14 protein-coding genes and 1 riboswitch are annotated in these 17,062 nt (G+C 68.8%); of the genes, 7 read left to right on the plus strand and 7 right to left on the minus strand.

Translation table 11 applies throughout. The features are described from left to right. Positions 1-612 precede the first annotated feature (612 nt). The gene (locus tag ACH4YL_RS00335) at positions 613-1,704 is read right to left on the minus strand and encodes a substrate-binding domain-containing protein (RefSeq protein WP_398503272.1); all 1,092 of its coding nucleotides are present in this window, start codon (positions 1,702-1,704) and stop codon (positions 613-615) included. A gap of 214 nt (positions 1,705-1,918) precedes the next feature. Beyond that, positions 1,919-2,005: riboswitch (cobalamin riboswitch) on the plus strand. A gap of 118 nt (positions 2,006-2,123) precedes the next feature. Here ACH4YL_RS00335 and ACH4YL_RS00340 point away from each other — a divergent pair. The 3 genes from ACH4YL_RS00340 to ACH4YL_RS00350 are packed head-to-tail and all read left to right on the plus strand — an operon-like array spanning position 2,124 to position 5,080. Then, a complete protein-coding gene (locus tag ACH4YL_RS00340; RefSeq protein ID WP_398503273.1) occupies positions 2,124-3,209 on the plus strand; it encodes a FecCD family ABC transporter permease in 1,086 nt (361 codons plus the stop codon). Further along, positions 3,209-4,039: an ABC transporter ATP-binding protein gene (locus ACH4YL_RS00345; RefSeq protein WP_398503274.1), complete on the plus strand. Its 831-nt coding sequence runs from the start codon at positions 3,209-3,211 to the stop codon at positions 4,037-4,039. Before ACH4YL_RS00340 ends, ACH4YL_RS00345 begins: the two co-directional genes overlap by 1 nt. A gap of 9 nt (positions 4,040-4,048) precedes the next feature. Next, complete coding sequence (locus ACH4YL_RS00350) at positions 4,049-5,080, plus strand: ABC transporter substrate-binding protein (RefSeq protein ID WP_398503276.1); 1,032 nt, start codon at positions 4,049-4,051, stop codon at positions 5,078-5,080. On the opposite strand, the gene ACH4YL_RS00355 is transcribed toward ACH4YL_RS00350, so the two are convergent. The 4 genes from ACH4YL_RS00355 to ACH4YL_RS00370 all read right to left on the minus strand — a co-directional run bounded on the left by ACH4YL_RS00355 (position 5,070) and on the right by ACH4YL_RS00370 (position 10,391). Then, entirely contained in the window at positions 5,070-7,373 is a 2,304-nt protein-coding gene (locus ACH4YL_RS00355; RefSeq protein ID WP_398503277.1) for an ATP-binding cassette domain-containing protein, read from the minus strand. The genes ACH4YL_RS00350 and ACH4YL_RS00355 overlap by 11 nt on opposite strands. Positions 7,374-7,518: 145 nt before the next feature. Next, positions 7,519-7,989 carry a hypothetical protein gene (locus ACH4YL_RS00360; protein WP_398503279.1) on the minus strand — a complete coding sequence of 157 codons (471 nt, stop codon included), beginning with the start codon at positions 7,987-7,989 and terminating at the stop codon, positions 7,519-7,521. A gap of 108 nt (positions 7,990-8,097) precedes the next feature. After that, positions 8,098-9,837, minus strand: a complete 1,740-nt coding sequence (locus ACH4YL_RS00365) for a hypothetical protein (RefSeq protein WP_398503281.1) — start codon at positions 9,835-9,837, stop codon at positions 8,098-8,100. 47 nt (positions 9,838-9,884) lie between these two features. Beyond that, positions 9,885-10,391, minus strand: a complete 507-nt coding sequence (locus ACH4YL_RS00370) for a SigE family RNA polymerase sigma factor (RefSeq protein ID WP_398503283.1) — start codon at positions 10,389-10,391, stop codon at positions 9,885-9,887. Between the two features lie 276 nt (positions 10,392-10,667). Here ACH4YL_RS00370 and ACH4YL_RS00375 point away from each other — a divergent pair, with 276 nt between their 5' ends. Together ACH4YL_RS00375 and ACH4YL_RS00380 are read left to right on the plus strand one after the other, a co-directional pair. After that, entirely contained in the window at positions 10,668-12,263 is a 1,596-nt protein-coding gene (locus ACH4YL_RS00375; RefSeq protein ID WP_398503284.1) for a sigma-70 family RNA polymerase sigma factor, read from the plus strand. 118 nt (positions 12,264-12,381) lie between these two features. Beyond that, entirely contained in the window at positions 12,382-12,549 is a 168-nt protein-coding gene (locus ACH4YL_RS00380; protein ID WP_398503286.1) for a hypothetical protein, read from the plus strand. A 58-nt stretch (positions 12,550-12,607) separates the two neighbouring features. Here the strand turns inward: ACH4YL_RS00380 and ACH4YL_RS00385 are convergent, their stop codons facing one another. Then, positions 12,608-13,831, minus strand: a complete 1,224-nt coding sequence (locus ACH4YL_RS00385) for a saccharopine dehydrogenase family protein (protein WP_398503288.1) — start codon at positions 13,829-13,831, stop codon at positions 12,608-12,610. A 169-nt stretch (positions 13,832-14,000) separates the two neighbouring features. On the opposite strand from ACH4YL_RS00385, the gene ACH4YL_RS00390 reads away from it, so the two are divergent. Next, a complete protein-coding gene (locus ACH4YL_RS00390) occupies positions 14,001-14,702 on the plus strand; it encodes a TetR/AcrR family transcriptional regulator (RefSeq protein WP_398503290.1) in 702 nt (233 codons plus the stop codon). A gap of 142 nt (positions 14,703-14,844) precedes the next feature. Further along, a complete protein-coding gene (locus ACH4YL_RS00395) occupies positions 14,845-15,453 on the plus strand; it encodes a TIGR04222 domain-containing membrane protein (protein WP_398503292.1) in 609 nt (202 codons plus the stop codon). Positions 15,454-15,466: 13 nt separating this feature from the next. Here ACH4YL_RS00395 and ACH4YL_RS00400 read toward each other — a convergent pair whose 3' ends face one another. Further along, positions 15,467-17,008, minus strand: coding sequence for an FAD-dependent monooxygenase (locus ACH4YL_RS00400; RefSeq protein ID WP_398503294.1), 1,542 nt, complete (start codon positions 17,006-17,008; stop codon positions 15,467-15,469). Positions 17,009-17,062 lie beyond the last annotated feature (54 nt).

Raw genomic sequence — 17,062 nt, forward strand, 5'->3', positions numbered from 1 at the left:
TCCGCTTTGCGACAGCGCACGAGCGAATGATAATTCGCGCGAGTACACCTAATGCGGGCACGGAGTGAAATAGAAGATGGAATTACCCGTGATGGGTCTTTTCGGACATAGCTTGCGTTATCGGCGTGCCGTCCTCTCCACGCGAGCAGGCGCAAGCCACGGCGGAGCCAGCCGGATGCGTTCGGCCGTCCGAGGCGACGGCGCGCAGCGACGGCGCCGGATGAGCCGACGCCCAACAGGCTTCCACGGGCCTACGTGGAGATCAGTTCCTGCACCAGGTCGGTCAGCGTGGCCGGCAACTGGCTGGGCCTGCCCGACCGCTCCCCCGGCGGCATGACTGGCTGCCCGGCATCGATGCCGCGATGAACCGGGGCGCGGGCAGCTCTTCCTGTCCAGGGGCGACGCGTGCCAGCCAAGCAGGCAGCGCGGGCCGCCGAACGACTGTCACAATCAGGGGCGCGCGCTCGACCTGTCCGCGATCGCCGGGACTCTCGACGGAACCACGCGCGGAGACCCCGCACTCCGGCAGGCTCACCAGGATCACATCCACATGCAGGTCGGTCCGACCAGGATCTGAGCGGGTCGCGCCAGGGGCCGCGGGGTCTCGCGCCGCTACGTCAGACCGATTCGGTCGCAGTCCGCCCGGTACTTGGGGGTGCAGATCTCGGCGACGGTGTAGACGCCGTCCTTGACGACCGTGTCCGCGATGTTCTCCTTCGTCACAGAGACGACCGGGACCAGGACCGAGGGGATGGCCTTGGTGGTCGGGCTGTCCACATCCACCTGCGCCATGGAGTCGAGCGACATGCCTCTCGCCAAAAGGATGGCCATCTCCGCCGCGGCGGCCGCCTCCGGGGCATTCGGCTTGTAGACGCTGGAGTACTGCTCGCCCGCGACGATCCGCTGCACTCCGGCGAGCTCCGCGTCCTGGCCGGTGACCGGCGGGAGCTCGGTGATGCCGGCGGCCTTCAGCGCGTCGATGATGCCGCCCGCCATGCCGTCGTTGGCGGAGTAGACACCGATGAGATTCTCCTTGCCGATCGACGAGATCGCGGCCGCCATGTTGGCGTTCGCGTTCTCCGGCTTCCACTCCTTGGTGTCGTACTCCTCGCCGACGCTGACCTTGCCGTCCAGCTCGGCATGCGCGCCACGCTTGAACATCGCGGCGTTCGGGTCGGTGACAGCACCGTTCATCATGACGATCTGCCCGTTTTTCGCCTTGCTGCCGAGAGCCGTGAGCAGCGCCTTGCCCTGGACGTGGCCGACCTCTTCGTTGTCGAAGGAGGTGTACGCGTCGATCGGGCCCTCGGCGAGACGGTCGAAGGCGACGACCGGGATGTCCGCGTCCTTGGCCCGCTGCACGCCTCCGGCGATCGACTTGGAGTCGACCGCGTCGACGATCAGCACATCGACCTTGTCGGAGATCATCGAGTCGACCTGCTGCGTCTGCAGGGCTGCGTCCTGTTTGGCGTTCGCGTAGACGACCTTGCCCTTGCCGTTCGTCAGGTCGCTGATCTTCTTCTCGATGACCGGCTTGTCGAACTTCTCGTAGCGAGCAGCCTCGTTCTCGGGCAGGAGCAAGCCGACGACTATGTCATCACTTGTCCGGACACCCGAGTCAAGGGTACTGCTGCAGGCAGCGAGCGAGACGGCCAGCGCAGAAGCAGCGACGCCAACGGTGGCGCGACGCAGATGTGCATTCATCTGTGGAAATCAACCTCCCTGACCGGCCGCGACGTTGCGGCCGAGGTGGCTGGAAGTCAACTCTGCCTACACAAATGCGTCAAGAAGTACACGATTATCGAGATGACAACGACGTTTGTTCGTTAGTTATGTGAAGACCGGCGCGCCTCCTTCACAGCTCTGCCCTCATGTGGCAGGGACGGAGGGCCCTGCTACGCTGCGCACGCGCCCCGCGGGGGAAGTCCGGTGAGAATCCGGCGCTGACCCGCAACGGTAAGCGCGCCGACTGGTCAACCAGCCCGGCGCGTAAGCCCGGTTACCCGTGGAGCGGCCGGAACTCCCCACTGCTCGCCGTGGACTGCGAGAGGGATGCCGCGCGCTCCTGGCGCCCGGGCCGCCCTTGGACACGTGTGCCCGCGGCCCGATCCGAAGGACCGCGCGTGTCAGCTCCCGCCGCCACGTCCGTCAAGCCGCGCGCCGCCGACCCGCCGCGGCGCACCCCGACGGGGCCGCCGGCAGTAGGACTCGGACTCACGCTGCTGGTGTCCCTGGTGTGCGGAGTAGCCCTCGGGGCCTCGGATCTGGCCTGGGGCGAGGTGCTGCGCTTCCTCTGGGCAGGGCTGAGCGGCGGCGTCCTGCGGCCGGACGAGGCCGCGGCGTACAGCATCGTGTGGGAGATCCGCTTACCGCGCACGCTCCTGGCCGCCGTCGTCGGCGCAGGGCTCGCGACCACGGGCGTCGCCGTACAGGCCATGGTGCGCAACGCGCTCGCCGACCCGTTCGTCCTCGGCATCTCCTCCGGCGCGGCGGTGGGTGCGAACGCGGTGATCCTCTTCGGCACGCTCGCTGCGTTCGGAGTCTGGGCACTGTCCGTGTCGGCTTTCGCCTCGGCGCTCGTCGCCATGACCCTGGTCTACACGGTGGCGCGGAGCTCGTACGGGCTGACGCCGCTGCGACTGGTGCTCACCGGCACCGCGATGTCGTACGGCTTCTCCGCGATCACCACTCTGATGGTGTTCCGCGCCGAGCGCGGCGAGGCCGCACGGTCCGCCGTGATGTGGCTGCTGGGCAGCCTCAGCGGTGCCACCTGGGGCGCGCTGCCCATCGCCGCGGGCACGGTGGTCGCCGGGGCGGCGTATCTGGCGCTCTCCTCGGGCCGGCTCAATGCCCTGGCCATGGGCGACGAGACCGCGGCCGCGCTCGGTGTGAACCCCGAACGGCTGCGGCGGGAGCTGTTCGTCGTCACGGCCGGGGTCACCGCCGCCGTGGTGGCCGTGAGCGGCGCGATCGGGTTCGTCGGGCTGATGGTGCCGCATCTGGTCCGGATGCTCGTCGGCGCCGATCACAGACGCGTCCTGGTCGTCGCACCTCTGATGGGGGCTGTCCTGCTGGTGTGGGTGGACATCCTGTCCCGGCTGCTGCTCGCCCCGGCAGAACTTCCCGTGGGTGTGATCACCGCCGTGCTGGGCGTGCCCGTGTTCCTGGTGCTGATGCGCCGCCGCGGCTATGCCTTCGGGGGGCGCTGATGCAGCTCGACATAGAGAGCGTGTCCGTCGACATCAACGGGGCACGGCTGGTGCGGGACATCGATCTCACGGTTCCGGCCGGCCGCGTTGTCGGCCTCGTCGGGCCGAACGGCAGCGGCAAGTCGACGCTGTTGCGCTGCGTGTACCGAGCCCTGCGGCCCGCGGCAGGCACGGTACGCCTCGACGGCGAGGACCTGCATGCCCTGGACGCGCGGGCCGGCGCCCGTCGCGTCGCCGCGCTGCCGCAGGAATCGACCCCCGAGTTCGACTTCACCGTCGCCGAGGTGGTCGGCATGGGCCGTCTCCCCCACCAGCGCGGCTCGGCACTGGGCCGGCCGTCGGCCAAGGACACCGAGGTGTGCCGGGACGCGCTGGACCGCGCCGGTGCCGGGCATCTGGCCGACCGGGCCTTCCTCACTCTCTCCGGCGGCGAGCGGCAACGCGTCCTGATCGCCCGCGCGTTCGCCCAGCAGCCCCGGGTCCTGGTGCTGGACGAGCCCACGAACCACCTGGACATCGCCCATCAACTGGAGATGCTGACGCTGGTACGCGAGTGGCGGCGGCCGGACACCGGGCACCCGGTCACCGTGCTCACCGCCCTGCACGACCTCAACCTCGCCGCGCAGTACTGCGACCGACTGTACGTGATCCGCCGCGGCTGCATCGTCGCATCCGGCCCGCCCGATGAGGTCCTCACCTCTGACCTCCTCGCCGATGTCTTCGGGGTGCGCGCCCATCGCGTACGCCATCCCGAGACCGGCGCGCTACGGCTGCTCTTCGACCGGCTGCCGGCGGACGCCGCAGTCCCCGTCCCCGCCCGCCACGAGTAGGAAGCACTCATGTCCTCGACCTTCGGCCGCCGTTACGCGGTCCTTGCCCCGGTGTTCGTCCTCGTCCTGGCGCTGAGCGGCTGCGGCGCCGACATATCGACTTCCTCCGAGCCGTCCAAGTCCTCCGGGGCCAAGAGAGGCGGGCCGGTCACCATCGAGAACTGCGGGAAGAAGGTGACGTACGACAAGGTCCCTGAGCGTGTGGTGACGAACGACGTCGGCATCACCGAGATCATGTTCGCGCTCGGTCTGGAGGACCGGATGGCCGGGTACGTGATGCCGGACGACAAGGGCGACCTGAACGGCGTGCCCTGGCGGGCCGGTTACGACAAGGTGCAGTGGCTGTCGAAGAAACAGATCACCCGTGAGCTGGTTCTCGACGCCCGTGCGGACCTGGTCTTCGCGGGGTGGAACTACGGCTTCAACGAGGCCGACGGCATCACTCCCGAGTCCCTTCGCGCGGTGGGCGTCGACTCGTATCTGCTCACCGAGTCCTGCCCCAACGGCAAGGACAAGGCCCGCGGCATCATGCCTCCCCTGCAGGCGCTGTACACCGACTTCACCAACCTCGGCAGGCTCTTCGGAGTCGAGGACAGGGCCGAGAAACTGATCGCCGACTTCACAAAGCGGATCGCCGCTGTTGCTGCCAGGGCGCCCAAGGGTGCCGACCGGCCCAGCGTCTTTCTCTACGACAGCGGCCAGGACAAGCCGTTCACGGCGGGCCGCTTCGCCGCGCCCGAGGAGATCATCACCAAGGCGGGCGGTGACTCCATCACCCACGATCTGGCGGACTCCTGGACGACGGTCGGCTGGGAGACCGTCGTGGACCAGAACCCCGATGTCATCGTGATCAACAACTACGGGGACCCGAGCGCCGACGCGAAGCGGACGTTCCTGCTGTCGCATCCGCCGCTGGCGAACGTCACGGCGGTCAAGAAGCGGCAGATCTTCGTGCTCGACTACGTGGACCTGGTGGAGAGCCCTCGAAATCCGGCAGCCATCGAAGCGCTCGCCACGTACCTGCGGACGCTCAAGGGCTGACCACCGGCTCGGCGGCCACGTACTGGCGAAGGTGCTGTGCCGTGAGCGTGTCGGAGGAGGCCACGAGATCCGCCGGAGTGCCGGTGAACACCACACGCCCGCCGTCGTGGCCGCCTCCCGGGCCCAGGTCGATCAGCCAGTCCGCGTGGGCCATCACGGCCTGGTGGTGCTCGATGACGACCAGCGTGTTGCCCTCGTCGACCAGCCGGTCGAGCAGGGCGAGCAGCTTGTCCACATCGGCCATGTGCAGGCCCGTGGTCGGTTCGTCGAGTATGTATGTGGAGGACTTCTCGGCCATGTGAATGGCCAGCTTGAGCCGCTGCCGCTCGCCGCCGGAGAGCGTGTTCAGCGGCTGGCCCAGGCGCAGGTAGCCCAGGCCGACGTCGGCCAGCCGCCCGAGGATCGTGCGTGCCTGGCCGGTGGTGAAGAACGCGAGCGCCTCCGCCACCGACAGGCCGAGCACCTCGCTGATGTTCTTGCCGCGCAGCCGGTACGTGAGCACCTCGGGTGTGAACCGCTTGCCCTCGCACTCCTCGCACCGCGACGCCACCCCGGCCATCATCGCGAGGTCGGTGTAGACGAGCCCGAGCCCGTTGCACTTCGGGCAGGCGCCCTCCGAATTGGCGCTGAACAGTGCGGCCTTGACGCCGTTCGCCTTGGCGAAGGCGGTACGGATCGGGTTCAGGAGCCCGGTGTAGGTCGCCGGGTTCGAGCGGCGCGAACCTCGGATCGGCGACTGGTCGGCGATGACCACTCCCTCACGGTCGGAGAGATAGCCGTGGATCAGTGAGCTCTTGCCGGACCCCGCGACGCCGGTGACGACGGTGAGCACGCCGAGCGGGATGTCGACATCGACGTCCTTCAAGTTGTGCAGATCGGCACCCTTGATGGACAGCTGTCCCCGCGGCGGCCGTATCTGCTCGCGCAGGCGGGCCCGGTGTTCCAGGTGACTGCCGGTGAGCGTGCCGGATGAACGCAGCCCGGCGACATCGCCGGAGAAACAGATCGCGCCGCCTGCTTCGCCCGCGCCCGGCCCGAGGTCCACCACATGGTCGGCGATCGCGATCACTTCGGGCTTGTGCTCGACCACGAGCACGGTGTTGCCCTTGTCGCGCAGGAGCAGCAGCAGCTCGTTCATGCGCTGGATGTCGTGCGGGTGCAGCCCGATGGTCGGCTCGTCGAAGACATACGTCACGTCCGTGAGGCTGGAGCCGAGGTGCCGCACCATCTTCACGCGCTGTGCCTCACCGCCGGAGAGCGTGGAGGCCGGCCGGTCCAGGCTCAGATAGCCGAGCCCGATCTCCACGAGGGACTCCAGGAGATGACGCAGATTGCCGAGCAGCGGGCCCACTGCGGGGTCGTCGATGCCGCGCACGAACGCGGCGAGGTCGCTGATCTGCATCGCCGAGCACTCGGCGATGTTCACACCGTCGATCTTCGAGGAGAGGGCGGCCTGGGTGAGCCGTGTCCCCTTGCAGAGCGGGCAGTCGGTGAAGACCACCGCCCGGTCGACAAAGGCCCTGATGTGAGGCTGCAGCGCTTCACGGTCCTTGACGAGCCAGGTCCGCTGGATCTTGGAGGCGAGACCTTCGTAGCTGAGGTTGCTGGAGCCCACCTTGACCTTGACGGGCGCTTTGTGGAGGAGGCCCTCCCACTCCTGGTCCGTGAAGTCCTTGAGCTTCTTGTCGGGGTCGTAGAAGCCGGAGGCGGCCATGACCGACCACTGCCAGGAATCGACGGCAAAGCCAGGGACGGTGATCGCGCCCTCGTTCAGCGACTTCCCGGTGTCCACCAGCTGGTCGACGTCGATGTCCGACACCTGCCCGAGCCCCTCGCACCTGGGGCACATCCCTTCGGGCAGGTTGAAGCTGAACGCGCCGGAGGTGCCGATGTGCGGGGTGCCGAGGCGGCTGAAGATGATCCGCAGCATGGTGTACGCATCGGTGGCGGTGCCCACCGTGGACCGGGAATTGGCCCCCATCCGCTCCTGGTCGACAACGATCGCGGCGCTCAGATTGTGCAGCCCGTCGACATCCGGGCGGCCCAGGCTCGGCATGAACGACTGAATGAACGTCGTGTACGTCTCGTTGATCAGTCGCTGCGACTCGGCCGCGATGGTGCCGAAGACCAGGCTCGACTTGCCGGATCCGGAGACTCCGGTGAAGACCGTGAGGCGGCGCTTGGGCAGATCGATGTCCACGTTCTGGAGGTTGTTCTCCCGGGCTCCACGGACCTGGATCGCGGCGTGGCTGTCGGCGGGGACCAACGGATCACCGGAGAGGCCGGCGGGCATGGAAGATTCCCTTTCCTCGGGTGCGACGGTGCGGCTCAGCCCACTGCCGCCGACGCGGTGCGTGGCAGGACGGGACCTCGGACCGGTTCCCATCCTTGCGTATCCGGACCGTGCCTGACGGCGAGGTCCGGATACGCACGCGCCATCATCCGCGCCTGGCCTCCCAACAGGCCCGCACCATGGCCAGAGTCGCCGTCTTGGTCGACCCGTTCACATCGAGATATGCCGTGGTGTCGTAGACGGTGTCGCACCCCATGGGATTGGTGGAGCCGAAACATCCACGCGTAAAGCCCGGATTGAGAACGGAGGCGGCACAGTCAAAACTGGGGCCGAGCTCGACCACGACCGACGCGCGGATATTGACACCCTTGGGCCCGTTGTTGTTCACCACCAGAACGGCCTGCGCGTCGTCGTTCGCGTTCCCTATCCAGCACACTTGAAACCCCACGCCGGGATAGGTGGCGTGCTGCACGGTTTTTCCGCACGTCCAGTTGGAATTGGGGTGGATCTCCTTCCAGTTGACGGTCGCAGCGGACGCGGGAGCGGTGGCTGCGGCCCATGCTGTGAGAACACCCACGGCAAGCCCAGCTGCGCGCGAGATACGGCGAAGTTTCATTTCATTCCTCCGATAGGCAATGCGGTAAGTCGCTGTCTCCCACTCGACAACCTGAGAGACACGGAAGGTTCCACAGAGTTGTTCTGATGCTGGATCGCCCTGGGAGAGTCACCCGCGCTGCGGATCGGCGCGGTCCGCGATCTCGTACAGGGCCTTGTCGTTCCACTGGCCGTCGAGTGCGATCTTCTTGAGCATCGGCACATTGAGCGGTGGTGTGGCCCGGGTCGCGTCGGCATCGGGGCCGAGTGAGTTGTAGGCGGTGAGCGTCACCTGGCGGCCGCCGGGCTGGGCGGCCGTGACGATCCAGCGCATCGTGTCCTTGCCGCCGTCCTCGACCCGTTCCTGGCGGACATCGATCATGATGTCCTTGCCCTTGTTCACCTTGGTCTCGTCGACACTGACCTGGATGATTCCGGGGCCGAGACCGTCCTGGTCGACGGTCATCTGCGACCAGCAGGTGCCGTCGCATCCCTCTGCGCCGCCACGGCCGTTCCTCATGGCTTGGCGGGCAGAGGCGAATTCACGCGCGTACCGCTGGAACTCGTCCGCGGTGGGCCGCATCGACCCGCCAAGTGCTTCGTCGGGCGCGGGCGGCAGTTCGTTGAGCGCGGTCCGCCACTGCGGGGACAGGGCCAGCGCCTTCAACTGCTCACGCGACAGCGGCGGCTTGTCCCTCGTCGGTGTGGGGCCCTCCACCGTGGGGGCGTTCCACTCGGTGACCTCGACCATGTCGCCGCGCGGTGAGACGTAGACGGCCCCCCACTCCTTCTTCTGGTCCCGGTTCACCCGGTATTCCACCTCGTGAACCCTGACCACCGAGCCGTCCGCGAGCTTCTCCCGCTTGCACGTGTTGTACGGGATCGACGTGCCGGTCGTCCTGCAGGCGGTGTACTGGCGGGTGGAGTAGCCGTCCGGATCGACGCGGTAGAGCTTGACGTCGATGCCCGCCTTGCCCTGGCCGTCGTCGTACACAAGGGAGGCGGCCGGGCCCAGGTGGTCGCCCGTGCCGCGGGCCTTCTCGGCGCTGAACGCGCCGCCCTGCGGCAGCAACCCCTTGAGCGTGCCGAGGAGTTGGTCGGCGGAGACCTTCGTCGACGGTGTCACGAAGGCCGGGTTCATCGGCGGCTCACCCAGCAGCGGGTCCGGCTTGGGGAACTTCTTCAGTTCTTTGCGCCACTCGTTCGCGTTGAGCCGCGTCAGGTCGTACATGACCGGCCCCTTGCGCGTGCCGGTGGCCCGCTTGGGGTCGGGCGTGTTCCACACGGTGGCCTCGACGAAAAAGCCGTCGGGCGTGATGATCTGCTTCCGTACGGACTTGGTCGCCAGTGTGGTGTACGGACCCTTGTGGCTTTCGACGCGCAGGCTTCTGCCGGACTCGCCTTCCGTCCAGGCGCGGCAGGTGCCCATGTTGGGGCCCGGGCACGTCTCGATCTGCTTGGGGTCGGCCACGCCCATCCGGAACTCGACCAGTCCCGGCCCCTTCCCGTCGTCGTAGACGAAGGACACGTGGGCGTACTCGCCGGGCTTGCGGGGCAGCACCCGCTGCTGGCTGAACGTCCCAGGGATCAGCTTCCGCCAGATCTCGAAGACCCTGGCGCTGTCCACCGACGGGGTTTCCTTGGCCACGTCGGAATCCCGGTGGCCGAGAAGTCCGCCCGCGTACGCCCCTGAGCCCATCAGACCGAGCACCAGCACGCTCGCCGTCACCGCGAGGACACGCCGGCGGCGCACGCTGCGCCGGCCGCGCTCCACACCCGCCATCAGAAGGGCCTGCTGATCGCTGTCGAATGTGTTTCCGGCACGGCGGAGCGCCTCGCCGAGTTCGTCCTCGAAAGACTCGATAGACATGGGGAACCACCAGTTCTCGGGAAGGCTTGTTGCATCTCTCTGGTCGGTCATGGCGCGAGCATCTCCAGGCTCGAGCCCAGCGCGGTCCGAAGCTTGGCCAGCGCCCGCGTCGACCTCGTCCGTACGGCAGCCGTGCTCGCGTTCATTGCCCGCGCGGTCTCCTCGACGCTGCGGTCCTCCCAGTACCGCAGCACCACCACGGCCCGGTCCTTCGGCGCCAGTTCCCCTAGCGCCTGCAGCAGCGCCATCCGCATCTCCACGTCACCGCCGGCCGCCGCCACCGCCTCAGGCACCTCGGCCAGCGGAAGCTCGGCGGCCGAACGCCGGCGCCGGTGGCTGAGAAACGCCCGAACCAGGACGGTCTGGGAATATGCCGCGGGGTTGTCCACCTTCGACATCCGGCCCCACACCACATACATCCGCCTCAGCGTCTCCTGCACCAAATCCTCGGCGAGATGGGTGTCGCCACTGGTCAGGAGGCATGCCGAGCGGAACAGATGGCCAGTGCGGCCGGCTGCGAACTCCATGAAGTCGTCCGCGCGGGACTGTCTCATGCCCTCCCCGTTCGTCACTGTCGTCGAGCGGGCTCTGCAGCCCCCTCCGCCTCACCGACGCCGTGACCCGGTGCGAATGTTTCACAGGAGATTTCGAGCACACTTCCGAGGCCGCATCCTTGCGCCCGACGCAGCCCTGCCTACGATCGGTCCGCACCACGCCTGTGGAGCTCGTCGACAGCCCGGTTCCGAGTTTCTGTTATCCGCCCGGCCGCGCAGCATCTCCCCTTCTGTGCGACGGAACCGGTCAGAGTCGGAAGCAAGGAGTCAGAGAACGTGAGCAGTGAACTCAACGCCTCGGTGATCATGGCGGCACAAGCCGGGGATCAGCAGGCCCGCGACCGACTCGTCGTTGAGTGCCTGCCTCTCGTCTACAACATCGTCGGCCGGGCGCTGCACGGGCATCCGGATGTCGACGACGTGACGCAGGAAATCATGCTGCGTGCCTTCGCCGGTCTGGGCGGACTGCGTGACCCGGACAGCTTCCGGTCATGGCTGGTGGCCATCGCCGTGAACCAGATACGTGGTCATTGGAGGCAGCGCCAGGAAGCCCCGGTCGACGGCGGGCTGGACGACGCGTACGACCTTGCCGACCCCGGCGCGGACTTCGTCGATCTGACCATCACCCGCCTCGGGCTGTCGGGCCAGCGCCGCGAGGTCGCCGAGGCGACCCGGTGGCTCGACGAGGACGACCGGTCGCTGCTCTCGCTGTGGTGGCTGGAATCGACCGGCGAGCTCACCCGGACGGAGGTCGCCGCCGCCATCGCGCTGTCCCCGCAGCACACGGCCGTACGTGTGCAGCGCATGAAGGACCGGCTCGAGGTGTCGCGGCTCGTCGTGCGCGCCCTTTCCGCCGAGCCGCGCTGTGTGCTGCTGGAGTCGCTGGCCCACGAGTGGGACGGCGTGCCCTCGGCGCTCTGGCGCAAGCGCATCGCCCGCCACGCCCGGGACTGCACGGTCTGTTCCGGCTTCTCGGCCGGGCTGGTTCCGGCGGAGCGCCTCCTTGTCGGGCTGGCGCTGGTGCCACCGGCGGCCGCCCTTCTGGCACTTCCCGGGCACCCCGATCTCACGACGGTGGCCGCTCATCGGGAGATGTCCGGCCCCGAGGCCTCCACGCCGACGGGTGCGGCGGGTGGCCCGAGCCGGAGCGCGCAGCGCCGTATCGATCGCGCCCGGCGCCGGCGCCGTACGACCACGGTGGCCGTGGCGGTCGCAGCCTTTGTCACCGCGGGCGGGGCCATGCAGGTGTTCAGCGACGATCAGGACGCCGAGACAGGGGCACGCACTTCGACGGCCACGCAGGCAGATGGGGCCCTGCCGCTGACGCCGTCCGCCGAGACCACGACGTCCGCTCCTTCGCCTTCACCGAGCAGCGCGCGGCCCTCCCCGTCGCCCACGCCGAAGCCGTCGAAGAAGCCCGCGACCAAGAAGCCATCGCCACGCCCGTCCACCCAGGCGCCCGACCCCGAACCGGAGCCCGATGCACCGACGTCGTCCGTCGACCAGGTCGTGGCACTCGTCAATCAGGAGCGGGCGAAGCAGGGTTGCGCGCCGGTCAGCGGCAATGACCGGCTGGACACGGCGGCCCGGCTGCACTCCGAGGACATGGCTGCGAAGGACTACTTCTCCCACACCAGCCTGGACGGCAGAAGCCCCGGGGACCGGATCACCGCCGCCGGCTATCAGTGGAGTACGTACGGCGAGAACATAGCCCGCGGACAGCAGACCCCCGAGTCCGTGATGGACAGCTGGATGAACAGCGAGGGCCACCGGGCCAACATCCTCAACTGCGACTTCAAGGAGATGGGCGTGGGGATCCACGAGGGGTCCGGCGGACCGTGGTGGACGCAGGCGTTCGGAACGAGCAGCTGACGGACTACTCCTACCCGGTGCCGCGTGTGGCGTCGTGACGCCACGGCGAGTCCATGCCGGGCGCACACCGTGACGTTGGAGCCCGCCGGACGTTGACCACGTCATGAAGAAGCGAAGCATGGCCGCTGTTGCCTCACTCGTCACCGGCGTTGTGGCATCCCTCATCGCCCCCGCCCCCGACGCCCACGCCGACTCACTCGGCGACGCACTGGGCCTTCCGCTCGCCGTGCCGACGGTCGCGGACGCATCCCTGCAAGACGTCGAGGAAGTCCTCCCCGCCAAATGACCGGGGCGGCGGGTTGTCGCCCGCGCTCACGGTGAAGTGACCTCCCGGGCAGGCCCGTTCACTGCTCGCGCATGCCCCACGGCGAGCCGTACTCGGTGAGCAGGTCCAGGAAGGGACGAGCGGGAAGGGCCTCCGGGCCGAGGACGCCGCTGCCCGACCAGGTGCCGGCCGCGATCAGTTCCAGCGCCACGACGGGATTGATCGCGGTCTGCCACACGACGGCCTGGCAGTCGTACTCGCGCATCGACCACTGGTTGTCGACCACGTGGTACAGGTAGACCTCGCGCGGCAGGCCGTCCTTGGTGCCCTTGATCCAGGTGCCCGCGCAGGTCTTGCCATGCATACGCTCCCCCAGCTTCGCTGGGTCCGGCAGGCAGGCCGCGACCATGTCCCGCGGCGAGACCTGGACGACGCCCGATCCGTCCGCCGCCGGCACCGGCACCGGTTCGGTGCGGTCAAGGCCCAGCAGGTGCAGGGTCCGCAGGGTCTGGATGAAGTCCTCGCCGAGTCCGTACTTGAAGGTGACTCGCCGCGCTTCCACCCAGCGAGGCACCAGCAGGACCTCCTCGTGCTCGACATTGACGCACTCCACGGGTCCGATCCCCTCGGGGAAGTCGAAGACCTCGGGCTCGCTGAACGGGGCGGTGGTGAACCAGCCGCGGTCCGCCTCGTAGACCACGGGCGGATTCAGGCATTCCTCGATGGTGGTCCAGATGCTGAACGACGGCGCGAAGTCATAGCCGTCGACCGTGAGGTTCGCACCGTCGCGGATGCCGATCTCCTCGATCTCGTCGAAGAGCTCGTCGGCGGCGTGCCGCGCGAACACGTCGGACAGTCCCGGCTCGACGCCCATGCCGACGAGGGCGAGCGATCCGGACTTCTCCCAGTCGGCGGCGAGCTCGAACTGGGCGTCGCCGAGTTTGACGCCGGGGACCTCGTACGGGCGCTCCGGATGCGGGTGGGACAGGGACATCGCCATGTCGAGGTAGCGCGACCCGGCGGCCAGCGCCGACTGGAACAGGGGCATCACAAAGCGCGGGTCCGTGGCGTTGAGCAGCACGTCGCAGCGCTTTCTGCGCAGCAGCTCGGTCACGGCGCTCTCGTCGCTCGCGTCGATCCGCTCGGCGCTGAAGCGGTCGTCCGGAGCGAGGGCCGCGACGGCGGACTCGGCGCGGGAGAGGTCGTAGTCGGCGACGACCATGTGGTCGAAGAAGGACCGGCGGGCCGCGATCCGGGTGATGGCGGTGCCGACTCCGCCGGCTCCCACGAGAAGTACACGCATGGCCAAACTCCTTTTCCCGGATACAGCGTGCAGCGCGCCGCTGTCCGGCGCGAATCCTGTCGCTTCGATCCAACGCCTGGGCCTCTGGTCACGTCAATGGTGTTGGCATAAGGTCGCCACCGGTACGTCAGGACGGCTGTCGTACGACGTCGAGTGCAAGGAGCGTGCCGTGGCCAAACCAGTGGTGCCCGAAGAGGCGCGGCGACGTCGCCGGCCCACAAAGAACGGGTCGGTGCTCTCGGAGCAGCTGATCATCGACACCGCGCTGCGCATGCTCCGGGAGCACGGCGGTGCGGGCCTGACCGTCCGCCGGCTGGGCATCGCGCTGGGCGCGGACCCCAGCACGCTGTACCGCTATTTCAGCGGCATCGACGATCTCACGCTCGCGATCGGGAACGTCCTCATCGGACGGGCGATGGCAGGCTGGAAAGCAACCGGAGAATGGCGTGCCGACCTGCGGGAACTGGGACTGCGGATCCACGCCGCGTACCTCGGGCATCCGCAGGCAGCCGTGCTGACCGCCAGCCGGGTCACCGGCAAGGCCAATGAGGTGACCGCCGACGAGACCATCCTGGGCATGCTGCGCACCGCCGGATTCGCGGACGCCGACGCCGTCCGGATCTACCACGCCTTCATCGACCAGAGCCTGGCGTTCGCCGCGCTGGACGCGGCGTCCCTCGCCCTGCCGGCGGCAGCGCGCGCCGCGGACGAGGAGGTCTGGCAGGCCACGTACGCCCGGCTGCCCGCCGACACCCACCCCCACATCGCGGCCACCGCGCACCTGCTGGTCGGCCGGATGAACGACAGCGCCTATCCCACCGCGCTCGACATGCTCCTCGACAGCGCCGCGACCCGGCTCGGTCGAAGCTAGCCGCAGGTCGCTGGACCCGGCGCGGGTCAGCGGAGGCAAGGAAGCTCAAGTCTTGCTCTGAACCAGTGCCGGCCGGGATTCACCCCCAACCGGCCGGAGAACACTGACACCAAGGACAGAGCTGGACGGACGGGGGAATCTTGTGCGGACCATATTGCGGCGACCCGCCTCGGCGGCGCCCCTGACGCTGGATCAGTACGACATCGCCCACCTGGCCGGTGGGCCGCGACGCGTGGCCGAAACCGCGCTCATCGCTCTGAGCAACCGGGGCGCCGTCACGATCAGCGGCCCTCGGGTACGCGCCACGGGAAGGCCCGCCGACCACCCGGTCGAGCGCGCGCTCACCGCCCTGTGCCCGAAGGGGAAGAGCCTGGCTCACGTACTCGCCGTCGTACGGCAGTGCCCCGAGACCGACGAGATCGGGCACCGGCTCGTCTCGTACTGTCTGCTCACCCGTTCCCGCCATCGCGTCACCCACACAGGCAGGCGGTACCTGGAGAAGGCCAAGCAGGAAGGGACCTTCCCTGCCTACGTCTTCGACGGGCCGAACGCCCTGACGGACAAGCCGCTGCGTCGTGCCGTCGCGGAAGCGACACCGCTGTCGCCGGGCCTCGGCCGGGCACTGATCCGGATGGGACGAGCCATCGACTCGGACGCCTACGACAATTCGGACGGGAGCGCCGACTCGGGCTCCGGCTCCGGTGCCGCTCACAGCTGTGGCGGTGGTGGTGGCGGAAGCGGCAGCGACTGATGACCGCGCCCGGCTAGCCGAGCCGTGCCGCGGGCAGCCAGTAGTCCAGATACTGGCGCAGGCCGGACAGTTCAGTTCCGTCCGCCCGGTAGGCGAGGTAGCCGTCCGGCCGGACGAGGCCGTGCGCCGTGCCGGGCCAGGGCCCTTGCGTGCCGAGGTGGTGGACGGTGATCAGGTCGGTTCTGCCGTGGCTGACGACCGCCAGGGCGTCCGGGTTCCAGACGTCGCGCGGGCCGCACAGCAGCAGGTGGTAGCCGGGGCCTGATGCCCGGGCCTGGAGTCCCGGCGGGGTGTCGGGCAGCCGGTCGCCCGCACGGGGGCCGGCGCGGCGATGGCGTGTCCCCTCGGTGGTGAGGGGGCTGCGCCGGTAGTGGATGGCAAGCTCGGACACCGTACGGAACGCTCGGGCGCGCAGGCTGGTGAAGCGAAGCCCCAACGGCAGCAGGCGCGGCACCAGTTGGGTCCTGACTTGCCGGATGACCAGGTTGCGGCTGGTGGCGGCGGTGAAGGCGCGGTCGGTGAGGCGAAGCACGGTACGGCCCACCGGCGCGCGTTCCTTCTCGTAGGTGTCGAGCAGTGCCTCAGGGGCGTCGCCACGGCAGGTGAGGGCGAGTTTCCAGCCGAGGTTGAGCGCGTCCTGGATGCCGATGTTCATGCCCTGCCCGCCGGCCGGGCTGTGGATGTGGGCAGCGTCGCCGGCAAGGAAGGCGCGGCCGGAGCGGTAGTGGGCGGCGCCGCGGTTGTGCAGCCGGAAGTCGGTCATCCATACCGGATCCCGCAGCCGCAGCCCGTCGTCGGTGTACTGGTCGGCGATCGCCTGGAGTTGACGCAGGCTCACCTTGTCTTCCGGCGCTTCCGGCGCTTCCGGCGGACGCATCGTGAGCAGGCGCCAGGCGGCCGGCGACTCCAGCGGGAAGAAGAACAGCAGCCCGGTCCCGGACAGATAGGCGTGGGCGGCGCCGCGTTCGAGGCCGTCCACCTCAAGGTCGGCGAGCAGGAACGTCTGCGGATAGGAGGAGCCCTCAAAGGCGATGCCCGCAAGGTCGCGCACGGTGCTGTGCGCCCCGTCACAGCCGACGACATAGCGCGCGCGGACCGTCTCCTCCTCGCCGTCGCCGCGGCTCAATCGGCAGGTGACGTACGCGTCATGAGGCGTCAGGTCCAGCAGCTCGGTGCCCCGCTCGACGGCGGTGCCCCGCTCGGTGAGATGCGCGTCGAGCACGGCCTCGGTCTCGGCCTGGGACAGAAACAACAGATATGGATACGGGGTGTCGGCGCAGCCGATGTCGAACAGCGGCACCTGCGCCACCCGGCCCGGCGCATGAATCCGCAGCCGCACCGCCCGATTGCCGCGCGCGACCAGCTCGTCCGTCACGCCGGCCCCGGCCAGCGCCTCCAAGGTGCGCGGCTGGATCGCCAGAGCGCGGGACTCGCGGGCCCGGTCCAGGCTCCGGTCGACGATCCGGAACCGGGTGCCGTACGCCCGCAGCTGAGCCGCGAGGGCCAGCCCCGTCGGGCCCGCGCCGACCACCAGAACATCCAGCGGTTCCGCCATGGATCCACCGTAGCCCGACGGCCGCGACGTCGCGGAGCTGCTTCGGGCCGCCGG

Origin of the sequence: Streptomyces sp. NPDC020681, assembly GCF_044334895.1 — a bacterium.
Classification (GTDB): Bacteria; Actinomycetota; Actinomycetes; order Streptomycetales; family Streptomycetaceae; genus Streptomyces.

What these genes read in the sequence shown, in the direction of transcription:
- ACH4YL_RS00335 (WP_398503272.1), bottom strand. Translation starts at nt 1,704, where the DNA reads ATGAATGCACATCTGCGTCGCGCCACCGTTGGCGTCGCTGCTTCTGCG.
- ACH4YL_RS00345 (WP_398503274.1), top strand. Translation starts at nt 3,209, where the DNA reads ATGCAGCTCGACATAGAGAGCGTGTCCGTCGACATCAACGGGGCACGG.
- ACH4YL_RS00350 (WP_398503276.1), top strand. Translation starts at nt 4,049, where the DNA reads ATGTCCTCGACCTTCGGCCGCCGTTACGCGGTCCTTGCCCCGGTGTTC.
- ACH4YL_RS00355 (WP_398503277.1), bottom strand. Translation starts at nt 7,373, where the DNA reads ATGCCCGCCGGCCTCTCCGGTGATCCGTTGGTCCCCGCCGACAGCCAC.
- ACH4YL_RS00360 (WP_398503279.1), bottom strand. Translation starts at nt 7,989, where the DNA reads ATGAAACTTCGCCGTATCTCGCGCGCAGCTGGGCTTGCCGTGGGTGTT.
- ACH4YL_RS00365 (WP_398503281.1), bottom strand. Translation starts at nt 9,837, where the DNA reads ATGTCTATCGAGTCTTTCGAGGACGAACTCGGCGAGGCGCTCCGCCGT.
- ACH4YL_RS00370 (WP_398503283.1), bottom strand. Translation starts at nt 10,391, where the DNA reads ATGAGACAGTCCCGCGCGGACGACTTCATGGAGTTCGCAGCCGGCCGC.
- ACH4YL_RS00380 (WP_398503286.1), top strand. Translation starts at nt 12,382, where the DNA reads ATGGCCGCTGTTGCCTCACTCGTCACCGGCGTTGTGGCATCCCTCATC.
- ACH4YL_RS00385 (WP_398503288.1), bottom strand. Translation starts at nt 13,831, where the DNA reads ATGCGTGTACTTCTCGTGGGAGCCGGCGGAGTCGGCACCGCCATCACC.
- ACH4YL_RS00400 (WP_398503294.1), bottom strand. Translation starts at nt 17,008, where the DNA reads ATGGCGGAACCGCTGGATGTTCTGGTGGTCGGCGCGGGCCCGACGGGG.